This is a genomic window from Mycobacterium sp. NGS26 (assembly GCF_059813025.1).
Genome location: NZ_JCALDU010000005.1, coordinates 218,250 through 231,392 on the forward strand (window position 1 = coordinate 218,250; position 13,143 = coordinate 231,392).

13 protein-coding genes are annotated in these 13,143 nt (G+C 68.0%); 2 read left to right on the forward strand and 11 right to left on the reverse strand.

The window, feature by feature from the left end; genetic code table 11:
* The first annotated feature begins 58 nt into the window (after window positions 1–58).
* Window positions 59–838, forward strand: a complete 780-nt coding sequence (locus tag AC5Y6X_RS18115; protein ID WP_499988083.1) for a universal stress protein — start codon at window positions 59–61, stop codon at window positions 836–838.
* Here AC5Y6X_RS18115 and AC5Y6X_RS18120 read toward each other — a convergent pair.
* The 10 genes from AC5Y6X_RS18120 to AC5Y6X_RS18165 form a co-directional block, all read right to left on the reverse strand.
* Entirely contained in the window at window positions 835–1,710 is an 876-nt protein-coding gene (locus AC5Y6X_RS18120) for a universal stress protein (RefSeq protein WP_499988085.1), read from the reverse strand. The two genes, AC5Y6X_RS18115 and AC5Y6X_RS18120, sit on opposite strands and share 4 nt — an antisense overlap.
* A 126-nt stretch (window positions 1,711–1,836) precedes the next feature.
* Window positions 1,837–3,486 (reverse strand): GAF domain-containing sensor histidine kinase, encoded by a 1,650-nt coding sequence (locus AC5Y6X_RS18125; protein ID WP_499988423.1) that lies wholly within the window; start codon window positions 3,484–3,486, stop codon window positions 1,837–1,839.
* Window positions 3,487–3,852: 366 nt separating this feature from the next.
* The gene (locus AC5Y6X_RS18130; RefSeq protein ID WP_499988086.1) at window positions 3,853–4,506 is read right to left on the reverse strand and encodes a response regulator; all 654 of its coding nucleotides are present in this window, start codon (window positions 4,504–4,506) and stop codon (window positions 3,853–3,855) included.
* A gap of 80 nt (window positions 4,507–4,586) precedes the next feature.
* Window positions 4,587–5,465, reverse strand: coding sequence for a universal stress protein (locus AC5Y6X_RS18135; RefSeq protein WP_420715869.1), 879 nt, complete (start codon window positions 5,463–5,465; stop codon window positions 4,587–4,589).
* Complete coding sequence (locus AC5Y6X_RS18140; RefSeq protein WP_499988089.1) at window positions 5,458–6,207, reverse strand: universal stress protein; 750 nt, start codon at window positions 6,205–6,207, stop codon at window positions 5,458–5,460. The genes AC5Y6X_RS18135 and AC5Y6X_RS18140 overlap by 8 nt, the downstream gene beginning before the upstream one ends.
* 266 nt (window positions 6,208–6,473) lie before the next feature.
* Complete coding sequence (locus AC5Y6X_RS18145) at window positions 6,474–7,454, reverse strand: 1-phosphofructokinase family hexose kinase (protein WP_499988090.1); 981 nt, start codon at window positions 7,452–7,454, stop codon at window positions 6,474–6,476.
* A 21-nt stretch (window positions 7,455–7,475) separates the two neighbouring features.
* Window positions 7,476–9,521, reverse strand: a complete 2,046-nt coding sequence (locus tag AC5Y6X_RS18150; RefSeq protein WP_499988091.1) for an erythromycin esterase family protein — start codon at window positions 9,519–9,521, stop codon at window positions 7,476–7,478.
* Window positions 9,522–9,528: 7 nt separating this feature from the next.
* A complete protein-coding gene (locus AC5Y6X_RS18155; RefSeq protein WP_499988093.1) occupies window positions 9,529–9,966 on the reverse strand; it encodes an Hsp20/alpha crystallin family protein in 438 nt (145 codons plus the stop codon).
* Between the two features lie 121 nt (window positions 9,967–10,087).
* A complete protein-coding gene (locus AC5Y6X_RS18160; RefSeq protein WP_499988095.1) occupies window positions 10,088–10,399 on the reverse strand; it encodes a hypothetical protein in 312 nt (103 codons plus the stop codon).
* On the reverse strand, window positions 10,396–11,208 hold the full coding sequence (locus tag AC5Y6X_RS18165; protein WP_499988096.1) for a universal stress protein: 813 nt from the start codon (window positions 11,206–11,208) through the stop codon (window positions 10,396–10,398). The genes AC5Y6X_RS18160 and AC5Y6X_RS18165 overlap by 4 nt, the downstream gene beginning before the upstream one ends.
* A gap of 129 nt (window positions 11,209–11,337) precedes the next feature.
* On the opposite strand from AC5Y6X_RS18165, the gene AC5Y6X_RS18170 reads away from it, so the two are divergent.
* Window positions 11,338–12,063 carry a VIT1/CCC1 transporter family protein gene (locus tag AC5Y6X_RS18170; protein WP_324677110.1) on the forward strand — a complete coding sequence of 242 codons (726 nt, stop codon included), beginning with the start codon at window positions 11,338–11,340 and terminating at the stop codon, window positions 12,061–12,063.
* Between the two features lie 11 nt (window positions 12,064–12,074).
* Here the strand turns inward: AC5Y6X_RS18170 and AC5Y6X_RS18175 are convergent, their stop codons facing one another.
* Window positions 12,075–13,061, reverse strand: a complete 987-nt coding sequence (locus tag AC5Y6X_RS18175; RefSeq protein WP_499988098.1) for an Acg family FMN-binding oxidoreductase — start codon at window positions 13,059–13,061, stop codon at window positions 12,075–12,077.
* Between the last annotated feature and the right edge of the window lie 82 nt (window positions 13,062–13,143).

Below are 13,143 nucleotides of genomic sequence, written 5' to 3' on the forward strand. Positions count from 1 at the left end.
GGTATCCCCTAGCCGCTACCGGGAGGATGCGATGAACCATCCGCAATCGAGGATCGTCGTGGGCATCGACGGCTCCGACGCCGCGATCAACGCGGCGAAGTGGGCGGTCGCCGAGGCGACGAGCCGTGACGTCCCGCTTCATCTGGTCCACGTGATCCCGGAGCGACGAGCGGAGGCGCCCGCCGACGATGACAGTCTCGATATCGAGTACGGCGAAACGGCCCTGCGCGCCGCCGCCGCCGCACTTCACGCCATGGACGAGTCGGTCAAGATCGAAACCGACCTCGTGCACGGATCGCCGGCCGGCGGTCTGATCGGCGAATCCCGTGATGCGGCTATGGTTTGCCTGGGTTCGGTGGGGATCGGACAGGTCGCCCGCAAGGTCATCGGTTCGACCGCCGATGCCGTCGCCCGGAACGCACACTGCCCGGTTGCCGTCATTCGGACGGACCGTGCAGCCGGCGAGCCGCCCGCCGGATCGATCGCCGTCGTCGTCGACGATTCACGTGGCAACGACGCGGTGCTCGAGCAAGGCTTCCGGGAAGCGGTCCTTCGAAAGGCCCCGATCCTGGCGATGGGGGTCTGGCGATGGAGCTTGGGCGAGATTCCCTACCACAAGCTGAACCGCCGGCTGGGCCGTTGGGTCACTGCGCATCCCGAGGTACACGTCGTCCCGGTTGTCGCCAGACGTGGGGCCGCTGAATTCCTGGCCGGCACGCAGGAACCCGTGCAACTCGCGGTGGTGGCAAGCGGGGACGCCGACAAGGTGGCGCGGATGGTCGGCCCGGTCGCCCCGCACTTCGGGCGGTCCGGCTGTTCGGTACTCGTGGTGCGTTAGTCTCCGCGCACGACAATCACCGGCACCCTTGCCGATTGGGCAACATGGGAGCCGACCGAACCCAACAGCATGCCGGCAAACCCGCCGCGGCCGTGGCTACCGACCACGACCAGCTGAGCCCGCTCGGACTCCTGGATGAGCCACCGGGCGGGCTTGTCGCAGAAGATCAATCGCTGCACGCGCACATCCGGATACTGCTCTTGCCATCCGGCGAGGCGTTCGGCGAGGATCTCCTCCCCCTTGGCCTCGCTGTCGCGCCAGTCCATCCCCAGCATCGGAAACACGCCCACATCGCTCCACGCGTGCAGCGCCATCAGCTCAACGCCGCGGCGGGACGCCTCATCGAAGGCCAGGGTCAACGCCTTCTCCGAGGCGGGTGACCCGTCGACCCCCACCAGCACCGGCGCGTCGGGATCGGGGGTCGCATCGTGAATCACCGCGACCGGGCAGTGCGCGTGGTGAAGCAACGCGCTGGTGACCGAGCCCACCAACAGGTGGCCCAACGCCCCCAGGCCCTGGCTGCCGACCACGACCATCCAAGCGTCCTTGGAGGCCTCGATCAGTGCCGGCACAACGTTGGAATACACCATCTCCGTGTGTATTTCGGGTGGCTCGGCATCACCCAGGCTGGCGCCGAGCGTCTTGCGGGCCTGGTCGACAACCTGCTGCGCGGTTTCCTGCTGCCAACCGGGCATGGTGACATATACCTGCCCCGCCGGCCAGCCGACGACCACCGGGGCAACGGCGTGCATCAGCGTGATGGGCAGATGGCGCATGGTGGCCTCGCGGGCCGCCCAGGCCACCGCCGCGTCAGATGCCGAGGACCCGTCAACGCAGACCAGTATTCCGTGTTTTCCTGTGCTGCTCGGCATTTCGCACTCCTCCTCACGGCGCCGCTACCCACCGCATCGACTAGGTATGACGTTATGCGCGGCCCAAGCGATTCGGCAGGGCCGTTGGGCCCTGCCCCTGAGCCAATGGTCCCGCACCGCCGCGGCTTAGTGAACTGTCAGCGGAGCGGTCCAGCGAACCCGGGTACCGCCCGCCGGTTGATTGGAGATCTCGCAACGGCCGCCGACCTGTTCGGCGCGGTACAACATGTTGGCAAGGCCGCTGCGGCGCGGATTGTCGACGGGAATGCCGCATCCGTTGTCGGCGATGTCGAGCGTCAACATGTCGGCGACATCGACCTCGACGGTCACCCGTGAGGCCCCGGAGTGCCGGACGGCGTTGCTGACGGCCTCGGCGGCAACCGCTTCGGCGTGCTCGGCAAGCTCGCCGCCCACGGCGGTCGTCGGCCCGTGCATCCGCAAGGTGGTGACGATGTCGCGGTTTTCGGTGAGATCGGTGAGGACCCGTTGAATCCGATTCCGGAAGCTGCCCTCGTTCTCCGCCGGGGATTTCAGCTGGAAGATGGTCGTGCGGATTTCCTCGATGATGGTTTGGAGGTCGTCCAGCGTGCGGTTGAGCCGGTCGATCACCTCTGGCGAGCGGGCCCGCGCGACCGTTCCCTGCAGATCCATGCCCGCCGCGAACAGTCTTTGGATGACGTGATCGTGCAAGTCGTGCGCGATGCGCTCACGCTCGGCCACGAGGGTCAGCTGACGCGCGTGCTCGCGCCCCGACGCCAGCATGAGAGCTATCGCCGCGTGGGTGGCGAAATCGCTCACCAGGTCGAGGTAGCTGTCGTCGAACGGTGGCTGCGCCGCGCCGCGGGCGATGGCGATCACTCCGGCGACCTCGTCGTGGGCCCGCAGCGGCATCACGATCGCGGAGCGCTGCCCGACATCGGTGAACGCCTGAATCGGGTGACTCAACGACTCGGTGATCAACGGCTTCCCGGAGCGGAAGACATCGCCGCTCGTGGAGCCGTCCACCGGGATCCGTTGCCCGATGACCTCGGAAGCGTTCCGCCCCACCGCCGCGGACACGAAGAGCGTGTCGATTTCATCGATGGACAGGTCGGGATCGACCGGGACGAGCACGATCGCCTGCTCGGCTTCGGTGAGAGCGCACGCGCGTTCGGCGATCAACTGCAAGGGCGGGACATCGGACTCGACGCCGGACAGCAGCGCGGTCGTGATCTCCCGACTGGCGTCCATCCACTTCACCGACGTGCGCTCGCGCTCGAATAGTTGCGCGTTGTCGATCGCGACCGCCGCCGCGAACGCCAATGCGCGGGCGGCGACCTCATCGGGTTCGGAGAACCGCCGGCCCGGCTCGTCGTGGGTCAGATACAGGTTGCCGAAGATCGTCCCGCGGATGGTGATTGGCACACCGAGGAACGCCTGCATCGCCGGATGATGCGGTGGAAATCCGGCCGCGGCCGGGTGCTTGGTCAGATCGTCCAGGCGCAGCGCCGGCGTGTCGAGCAGCGACAGGCTGAGGAGCCCCTTGCCAACCGGCAGCGGCCCGATTCGTTGCACGGTCTCGGCGTCGACTCCGTCGTGCACAAACGACATCAACATGCCGTCCGGGTCACGGATGGCGAGGGCCGCATAGGGGGCCGACGTCAATTTTCTGGCCGCGCGGACGATCCGGCGCAGCGTTGCGTCCACATCGAGATCCGAGCCGATCTCGATGATCACCTGCAGCAGCTGCTCCATTTGGTCGCGCGCCGCCAGCAACTCGTCGAGTTGCTCGTGCATCCTGCTGACCAGCCCACGCTGGCCTAGCCCAGCAAAAGCTGAGCCGCTTTCGTCGCTGGCCACCCGACCCGATACCTCCACGACAGTTCGGCCTACCGGCAGCTCGAGTACGCGCGAAATTGCGAGTACAAAACGCAATACGAGGGTGCCTTCAGCCAGCTTAGGCGTTCAACGTGAAACGCATAAGCGCGTTTCGTCAATACATGAAACTACCCATTTTGCGAATGGAGGCTTCGCTACGCTTTGTCGCTAGTACACGGAAAACACCGTTGAAACCACCATTGGCGAGCTTGCGCGGGCGCCGGAGCGCATCTTCACGGAGCTAAGCCGGGCCTAAGAAGCCCGTGGTGCGCTCCGGCGTCGCGATCAGCTCGGCGCGTGCGGGGCCGAGCGCTGGCCCAGCTTGGAAGCAAACACCGCGGCTTGGGTCCGCCGCTCCATGCCGAGCTTGGCCAGCAAACGCGATACGTAGTTCTTGACGGTTTTCTCGGCCAGGAACATCCGGGCGGCGATCTGCCTGTTGGTCAGGCCCTCGCTGAGCAGCGCGAGCAGGGTTCGCTCCCGCTCGGTCAGGGCGGAGAGCGGGTCGTTGTGCTCGGCGGCGCCGCGGAGCTTGGCCATCAGCGCGGCGGCCGCCCGGTTGTCCAGCAGCGACTTGCCCGCGCCGACGTCCTTGATCGCTTGGGCCAGCTCCATCCCCCTGATGTCCTTGACGACGTAGCCGCTGGCGCCGGCCAGGATCGCTTCGAGCATCGCCTCATCGGAGGTGAACGACGTCAGCATCAGACAGCGCAGCCCCGGGATTTCCGACAGCAGGTCGCGGCACAGCTCGATCCCGTTGCCGTCCGGGAGTCGCACGTCGAGGACGGCGACGTCGGGCTTCGCCGCCGGGATCCGCACCATCGCCTCGGACACCGAGCCCGCGTCGCCGATGACTTCCAGGTCGGGGTCCGACGCGAGCAGATCGGCAAGGCCGCGCCGAACCACCTCATGGTCGTCGACCAGGAAAACCTTCACCATTGCCAGTCCTTCCTGCCGGTCGCTCGGGGCAAGGATCATCGAGGCCCGTCTCGATATCCCCGATTCTCCCAAATGAGCTTTCACAAATGCTGGCGATTGACGACAAGCAGCGAGCAGTCGGCCTCCTGCAGGATTGCGCTGCCGACCGGTCCGACGAGTTCCCGCACGTGCTGACGGTTGTGTGCGCCGATCATCACGACGCCCACGGATCGGTGATTGCGGGCCAGATACTCCAGCAGGGTGCCGTGTACCACCGCCGACTCGACCCGCAGATCCGGGTAGCGACGCTTCCACCGGGCCAGCCGCCGATCCAGGTCGGCGCGCGCCGCGCGGTCGTCGTCGCCTTCTGTCGTCGCGTCGCCCCGCGCGGTCCGGCGGCAGGTGATTGCCCGAACGGTGGCGTTGCGTAGCCGGCCCTCTTCCATTGCGGCGCCCAGCAATACGCCGTTGTCCGGCGACCCGTCCACCTCGACGACGAGCGGGTGCTCCGCCCGTCCGCCTCGACCGTCGTGGCCGCGGATGATGGCGACCGGGCAGTGCGCCGAAATCGCCAGGGCTTCGGCGGTCGATCCCACCCGGCCCGGCCGGAAATGCCGGAGCCCGAATGCGCCCACACACACCAGGGCGGCCGCCGCGGACGCCCGGACCAACGACGCGATCGGCGGACCCTGGGCGATCTCCGTTTCGATCTTCACGGGCTTGCCGGTGGCTTCGATCGCCGCGACCGCGCGGCCCACCGCGGTTTCGGCGACCGAGAGCTGGTGCGCCAGGTCCCCCGGCCCCGCTTCCCGGGCATTCGGCTGCTCTATCGCGTAGAGCAGGCGCAGCGGAACGTCGCGGCTCAGCGCCTCGTCGACCGCCCAGAGCGCCGCGCGTATCGCCGCCGGCGAGCCGTCGACGCCGACGACAACTGGCCGCGGCACGGGCGGCTCGGTCATCAGGCTTTCGGATTCAGTCACGGACGATCAGCACCGAGCAGTCGGGATAGCCCACGATCGGGTGGCTGTTGGGGGTGGCAAGCTCGGCGACCTGCTCGGCGTCGGCCCTGCCGACGACGGCCAGTTCGATTGCGCTGCTGTGGTTTTCGATGGATTTCGTGCCGGTTCCCGCGGCGACGACCTGGACGGGGACGTCCGGATAGCGTCGGACCCAGCTGTTCACTCGCCGATCGATCTGCCGCACCGTGGCGTTGCGCCGCCGTCCTTCCTCCATGGCCTGGTGCACCACCTCGTCGTTGTCGGGCTCGTCGTTGAGCACGACCGTGATCACACCGGGCCTCGCCGTCGTCCCGTCGGGGTTGGTCCGGATGATCGCCACCGGGCAGTGTGCCCGCGTGGCCAAGGCGGCCTCGGTGGCGCCCAGCAACTTGCCGGCCGCCCACCCGCGTTGGTCGGTGCCGACACAGACCAGCGCCGCATCGCGCGATTCGTCGATCAACACCTGCTCGGGGTCGCCGGAGAGCAGAACCGTTTCGACCTCCACCGGCCTTCCCACGCCCTGCACGGCGACTTCCGCCTGGCTCAGCGCCGTCTCACCACACTCGACCTGCCAGTCCGAAATCCCTTTGCGCCCCACGACATGGACGAGGCGGACGGGGATTTGCCGGTTGACCGCCTCTTCGACCGCCCATTTGGCGGCGTTGACCGCGGCTTGCGATCCGTCGACGCCCACGACCACCGACTTCGCGTGCAGCCGATTCATGGACACTCCCTGACTCGCTGGTTGACGGTCGATCACAGCTCGCCCTGATGCCACGCTATTCAGCAGCGCCTGTTCGCGCAGGAGTCCTTAGGCCTCAGATCGGCGTCCATTCGTCCCCGGCGGCTGGGCTGAACCAATCGAAACCGCGTCCAGCGTGGGGGATATGCACACAAAGCGACCGCTTTTCGTCCATATCCCCCACGTTCGGTGAGCCGAAGCGGATTCTGCCGGCGAACTAACGACTCGCGACACTGGATGCGGCGGGCTCAGCAGGATCGCGCCATGTCGGACGGTTCCGCGGACAGAGCGAACAGCTTCTCCACGTCGGCTCGGTTGCACACCGCGGTGCCCGGTGTCATCAGCATGGCCGCGCCCGCCGCGATCCCCCACCGCACCGACTTGACCAGTGGCCAGCCGAGGCTCAGCCCCGTCGCGATGGCGCCGACCATCGCGTCACCGGCCCCGACGCCGCTGCCGAAACCCATCGGGATCGCGGGGAATCGTTGGCTCGCCTCCGGCGTCGCAAGCAGCGCGCCATGAGATCCCAGCGACACCAGCACCACTTGCGCGCGGCCGCTTTCGATGAGTCCATGTGCGGCGTCGAACTGTTCCGTCTCGGTGGTCAGCGGACGCCCGACACATTCGCGCAGTTCGCGCACGCTCGCCTTGAGCAGATACACGCCCGAGGAAACGCATCGCAGGCCGCGACCGGAGGTGTCCAGGATCAACCGGACGCCCAGGTCCGCGCAGACGTCGGCGACGCGCTGATAGAAGTCGGGCGGCACGCCCGGCGGCAGACTCCCGCTCGCCACGACGAATTGGGCCGACTCCGCCGAGATTCGCAGCAGGTCGAGACATCGGGTCTGTTCCGTGAACGTCAGCCGCGGCCCGGGAAGGACGAAGCGGTACTGCTGGCCGGTGCTGGTCTCGTTGACGGTGAAACTCTCGCGCGTCGGCGGGTTGATAGGGACGTGTTGAAAGGGCACCTCCGCATCATTGAGAAGTGACATGACGACATCGCCGGTCGCCCCGCCGGCGGGAAACACGGCCGTCACCGATGCACCGAGGACATGCGCGACGCGTGCGACGTTGATCCCGCCACCGCCGGGGTCGTAACGCGTTGTCTCGCAACGTAATTTGTCCGTCGGCCGCACCACGTCGACGCTTGTGGTGACGTCCAGCGCCGGGTTCATGGTCAACGTGACGATCTGCGCCGGGCGGGAAACCGGCTCGGCTGGCGTCTCCATGTGAACTCCGCTCGTCGTCGGTTACAGCCCGGTCGGATACGTTTCCGGCGTCTCGCCGGCAATCCACAGGCTCGTGGGCTCGAGCGGTTCGAGCGCCCGCGTTCTGTCGATGTGGATCATCGCGTCGAATTGGTCGGCGGGCCGGACATGGAAGTAGTGGCTTTGCCGTTCCGTGGCGGGCAGGTAGATCACCCCGATGGCGCGTCCCAATCGCACGACGCCGAGCGGCTCCGCCGCCTCCGGACTGATGCGCGGCGATACCAGGAACGCGCCCCTGCCCGTCTCGTGCAGCAGCTCCTCGATGCTGCCGTTGAGCGCCGGCCGAACGGCCTTTCGTTCGGCAATGCCGCCCCATTCGCTGGCGGCCGTGACGGTTCCGTCGTAGGTGCTCAACCCGATCAGGCGCGACTCGTCGCCGTATCGCTGACGGACGAGTTGACCGAGCGTGAGCTGCCCGTCGGCCCACACTTCGGTCGCCCGCGCGTCCCCGATGTGAGAGTTGTGGGCCCACACCACTATTCGCGCTGATCCGGCGTCACGGTGGCGATCGAGGTGTTTCAGCAGCGCCTCGAGGGTCTGCGCCATGTGTTGGTCACGCAGATTCCACGAGGTGACGCGACCGCCGAACATCGCGCGGTAGTACACCTCCGCGTTGCGGACGGTTTGCGCGTTCTGCTCGGCATAGAACAGCTCGTCTTCGGCGAGCAGCCCGTCCCGGCGCGCGTAGGCCAACGCGTTGCGCTGGATGTCGACCAGCTGCTCGATCGCCTGGGTTTCGCACGACGGGCCGGCGCCGAAGGCCGCCGCGAACCCGTACGCCTGGCCGTCGTCGGCCGACGTGTGGTCGAAGCACGCGTAACGCTCCCGGGCCCGCTCCGCCGCCCTCGGGTCGATCTTGTCGAGGTAGGCGATCACCTCCTGCATCGACCGGTGCAGGCTGTACAGGTCCAGGCCGTAGAAGCCCGCCGGTGGCCGACCGTTCGACGCCTGGTTGCGCGTCCGCAGCCACTCGACGAAGTCGCGGACGACGGTGTTGCGCCACATCCAGGCCGGGAAGCGTTCGAACCCGCTCAACGCCTCGTCGGCGGTCTCGTCCTCGCCCAGGCCGCGGACGTACCGGTTCACCCGGTAGGCGTCCGGCCAGTCCGCCTCCGCGGCGACGGCGCAGAAGCCCTTCTCCTCGATCAGCCATTTCGTGATCTCGGCCCGGGCCGCGTAGAACTCGTGGGTGCCGTGCGAACTCTCGCCGATCAGCACGACGCGGGCGTCGCCTATCAGCTCCTCCAATGCCGCGCGCGGCGGGACACCCGCGGGGGCGTCGATCGCGACGCTGCTGACCACCTCGGCCGGGGTCCGGGCCGCCGGCCTCGCCACGGGCGCCGTGGGGGGGCCCGTCGTCGGGGTGGCCAGCAGCTGACGAACCTCGTCGTCGGTCACCTGGCGGAAATCCCAGAACGACTCCCCGACCGCGAGAAACGGCGTGGGCATGCTCGCGCACACCACCTCGTCGACGAGGCCGCCGAACTCCCGGCAGGTCGACTCGGGCGCCGCGGGCACCGCGATCACGATGTGGGCGGGCTGGGCCTCGGCCAGCGCCTGGACCGCGGCGAACATGCTCGCGCCCGTGGCCAGACCGTCGTCGACCAGAATGACCGTCTTGCCCGCCACATCGACGGGCGGACGTCCCTCGCGGTAGGCGGCCTCGCGCCGGCCCAGCTCCCGCCCCTCGCTCTCGGCGATGTCGCGCAACTGCTGCGGCGTGATCCGCAAACCCCGCACGACGTCGTCGTTGATCACGACGCGCCCACCGCTCGCCAATGCCCCGACGGCGAATTCTTCGTGGCCGGGGGCGCCGAGTTTGCGAACGATGAAGGCGTCCAGCGGGGCGTGTAGCGCGGCCGCCACCTCCCACGCGACGGGTATGCCGCCCCGCGCCAGGCCCAGGACGATCACATCCGATCGGTCGCGGTAGGAGGTGAGAAGGTCCGCCAGCGCCCGGCCGGCCTCGCGGCGGTCCCGGAAGACGCGCCGCGGCGACCGGCGGGCAACATCAGCTGCTCTGGTCATCGAAGGGTCAGTGTCCGTTGGCGGACTGGACCTCGATGCGCCGCTCGACCGGCTTCGGCTCCGAAACCCCCACCGACACAGTGAGGATGCCCTTGTCGTAGGTGGCTTCGATGTCGTCCTCGTCAGCTCCGGCCGGCAGGGACACGGTGCGGGCAAACGAGCCGTAGGTGAATTCCGACCTCCCGTCGAAGTCCTTCTTCTCGCTACGCTCGGCCTTGATGGTCAGTTGACCAGCGCGCACCGTAATGTCGACGTCCTTCGCGGGGTCGATGCCCGGCATCTCCGCACGTACGACGTAACGGCCATCCTTCATCTCGTCCTCGAGCCGCATCACGCGGGTGTCGAAGGCAGGGCGCAGCCCGGCCAGGGAAGGGAAGCTGCCGAACAACTCCGAGAACTCGGGGAAGAGCGACATCGGCTGGCGCCGAACCGAAACGGTGCCCATGAGTGCCTCCTGACTTCGAGACTTGAGATGCTTGCGATTCCATCGCACCAATCAGGAGCGATCGCCGAAAGGGACCGAAGTCACCCGGGCGTAGGTCGTTCGTCAGCACTCACGAGACGGCCTATCGGCGCCGCATCCGTCGGGACGTGGCACCGATGTAGGCCATGACACGGTTGAGGACGAGACCGTATGCATCGCCGTCCTCGGCGATGCGGGAGAGTCCGCGGTCACGGAGAAAGCCGTCGAGACGCCGATCCAGCGGCCAATCCGCATAGATGTCGTCGGCATAGGCCGAATTCGTGAATTGCCACACGAGCGCGTCGATGTCCGAATCCGTCGGCAACGGTGGATCGAAAGGCGGAGAGGTCATTTCGCCCCGCATCATTTCGGGCGATGAGCGCGCGGCGATAGGGACGAAAGTCACATCTGTCATCGGCCCGGCCGTTGCAACCCGACGACCAGCAAGGAGAAATCGCTGTCCCGCAGGCGCAAAGCGCCGGCGCCGCCCAGCAACTCCCCCACGTCGGCGGTGCGGGCGGCGCCGATCATGACCAGTTGGACGGCGGAGGCATGCTCGGCGAGATGGTCGACGAAAGAACCCTCCAAGGCGACCATGTCGATCTCGGCCTCGGGGTAGTCGGCGATGCAGCGCCTCACGTGGGACTCGCCGGTTGGTGCCGCCGTCAACACCCGCAGCGGGGCGCGTCGGTGCTGCGCCTCGTGGATCGACATCTGCAGAACGTCGATGCCATCCGGCGACTCGTCCACGAGCGCGACGATCCAATCGCCGCCCGTCGCGCCCACGCCCCGGCCCCCACCCCGGACGATCGCGACCGAGCAATGGCCCAGCCGCGCCAATTCCCTTGCCGTGGAACCCAACCAGGCGTCCGGGTGCTGCGCGGCTCCGGTGTCCCCGACGCAGAGCAATGACGTCGAACGTGAAGCCGCGATCAGCGCCGGCACCGGGAGCCCGTGCAGAACCTCGGTCTCGACCTTCAGCGGCTTGCCCATCGCGTCGACCGCGCTGTACGCCTCGTGGACGACCTCCTCGGCCGCCGCCAGCGCCGCTCGTGCCTCGAGCGGGCCGGCGCCCCGGTCCGCCTCGGTCACGTAGAGCAGGCGCAGCGGAATGTCCGTGCCGGCCACCTCGTCTACCGCCCACCGCGCGGCGCGAATCGCCGCGTGGGATCCGTCGACACCGACCACGACCGACTTCGGTGGATACCTGTCGAACACGGTCACCTCCCGTACCGAAGGCTACGACTTACCCATGCCGCCCGGATACCGTTCCCCCGCGCAGCCGTTAACGTGCGACTTTGGTGAGGCTTTGCTAGCTGGCGAGACGGGCGGCAATGCTATTGGCTTTACACCGTGGTTGACGATCAGCGAGACGACATCCATCCGGCCGAACCGCACGCTCACGGCACATCGACACGCTTGAATTGGCTGCGCGCCGCGGTGCTGGGCGCCAACGACGGCATCGTCTCGGTGGCCGGCATCGTGCTCGGAGTCGCGGGGGCCACGACGCAGCGCGGCCCGATCTTCACCGCCGGGCTGGCCGGCCTGGTCGCCGGCGCGGTGTCGATGGCGTTGGGCGAATACATCTCCGTGTCCAGTCAGCGCGACAGCGAGCAGGCCCTGCTGGCCCAGGAGCGCCACGAACTGCGCCACATGCCCGACACGGAACTGGCCGAACTCACCGCCATCTTCGAGGCCAAGGGCCTGTCGCCGGAGACCGCGGCGCAGGTGGCCGACGAGTTGACCGCGCACGATGCGTTCACCGCGCACGCCCACGCCGAGCTCAACATCAACCCCGAGGAACTGGCCAATCCGTGGCAGGCGTCGGCGGCGTCCGCAACCTCGTTCGTCGCCGGCGCGGTGCTGCCGCTGCTGGCGATTCTGCTGCCGCCGGTGGCTTGGCGGGTTCCAGTGGCGTTCGTCGCCGTGCTGGTCGCCCTGGGGCTCGCGGGCGCTCTGAGCGCCCGCATCGGCGGCGGCAACGTGCACCGCGCGGTGCTGCGCATCGTCATCGGTGGTGCCGCGGGCCTGGCGTTCACCTACGGGGTCGGGCACCTGTTCGGCACCGCAATCGGCTGACGCACGGGTCTTTAGCGGCGGATCTGCAGAACTTCGTCGAGGGGTCTCCGCGGCGTCGGCTCGGGGGCCAACTCCTCCTCGGGCGCGATGCCGACCCGGATCAGGACCTGGGGTACGGCCGCGGGGCCGCTGGTGAGATCCCGAACCAATTCGCGGCTGGATTCCAGCTCGGTGACGTGTGTGACCGGGCAAGTCGCCAGCCCCGCCATCGTGCACTCGAGCAGGACCGCCGACAGCGCCTCGCCACAATTCAGGGCATCGACGCGAGTGTCCATGGGCGTGGACAGCACCAGGATTTTGGCCTCGTCGTAGGCGCCGGCGGAGCTGCGCTCGTCGAGGGGATCGACGGGGAACCGGCGGTTCACGTCGACCCGGCGGTCGTCCGACACCGACAGGAGCGCGCTTTCGGGTATCCCCTCCGCGTGTCGCAACGGCGATGTCCACCAATCCAATTCGCGGTGGTATCGGTCGTCGTAGCGGCGCAGCGCCTCGGTGAGGCGAGAGGCTTCCGCCAACCGCGGTCGCGCGTCGTCGGCCAGCACGTCGAGCGCGACGAGATCGGTGTCGAAGGAGTTGCGCAGCACCGGTTCGAACGACGACCAGTGCTTGGGCGCACGGAACGGCAGCCGGTTGGTCCGGCGACGCAATATCGCGTCGGCGCGCTCGCGCCGGGCCGGCGCCACGTAGTCGACCGAGGCGAAGTCCATCGAGGCGAGGTGGTCGAGATCGTTCGGGTTGGGAAACTGCTCGACGCTGGTCTCCCAGCCCGCCGCGCCCATCGCCACCCGGAAGTGATCCAGCGCGGCGCCACAGCTCATGATCGCCTCGCGCCCCGACCTGTCGGTAGCCGTCACCTTCCTCTGCGGGTCGACGAACAGGTCCACGCCGCCCGGGCCGGCAACCCACCGCCACGGCTGACTGTTGTGCAGCGAGGGAGCGCGACATGCCAACTCGATCGCCGCCGTGATCACCTTGGGGTCCGCCACCGTTTGGGTCATCGTCTTCACCTCCCGTATGCCTACGACCCTCGCGCATGCGAGCGAGCGGCGCCAGAGTCCTAGGTCCCGAACCGGCCCCGGG

Coding starts and splice junctions, on each gene's coding strand:
- AC5Y6X_RS18120 (WP_499988085.1), bottom strand. CDS start 1,710: ATGCCGAGCAGCACAGGAAAACACGGAATACTGGTCTGCGTTGACGGG.
- AC5Y6X_RS18125 (WP_499988423.1), bottom strand. CDS start 3,486: ATGCACGAGCAACTCGACGAGTTGCTGGCGGCGCGCGACCAAATGGAG.
- AC5Y6X_RS18145 (WP_499988090.1), bottom strand. CDS start 7,454: ATGGAGACGCCAGCCGAGCCGGTTTCCCGCCCGGCGCAGATCGTCACG.
- AC5Y6X_RS18175 (WP_499988098.1), bottom strand. CDS start 13,061: ATGACCCAAACGGTGGCGGACCCCAAGGTGATCACGGCGGCGATCGAG.
- AC5Y6X_RS18155 (WP_499988093.1), bottom strand. CDS start 9,966: ATGGGCACCGTTTCGGTTCGGCGCCAGCCGATGTCGCTCTTCCCCGAG.
- AC5Y6X_RS18140 (WP_499988089.1), bottom strand. CDS start 6,207: ATGAATCGGCTGCACGCGAAGTCGGTGGTCGTGGGCGTCGACGGATCG.
- AC5Y6X_RS18130 (WP_499988086.1), bottom strand. CDS start 4,506: ATGGTGAAGGTTTTCCTGGTCGACGACCATGAGGTGGTTCGGCGCGGC.
- AC5Y6X_RS18150 (WP_499988091.1), bottom strand. CDS start 9,521: ATGACCAGAGCAGCTGATGTTGCCCGCCGGTCGCCGCGGCGCGTCTTC.
- AC5Y6X_RS18160 (WP_499988095.1), bottom strand. CDS start 10,399: ATGACAGATGTGACTTTCGTCCCTATCGCCGCGCGCTCATCGCCCGAA.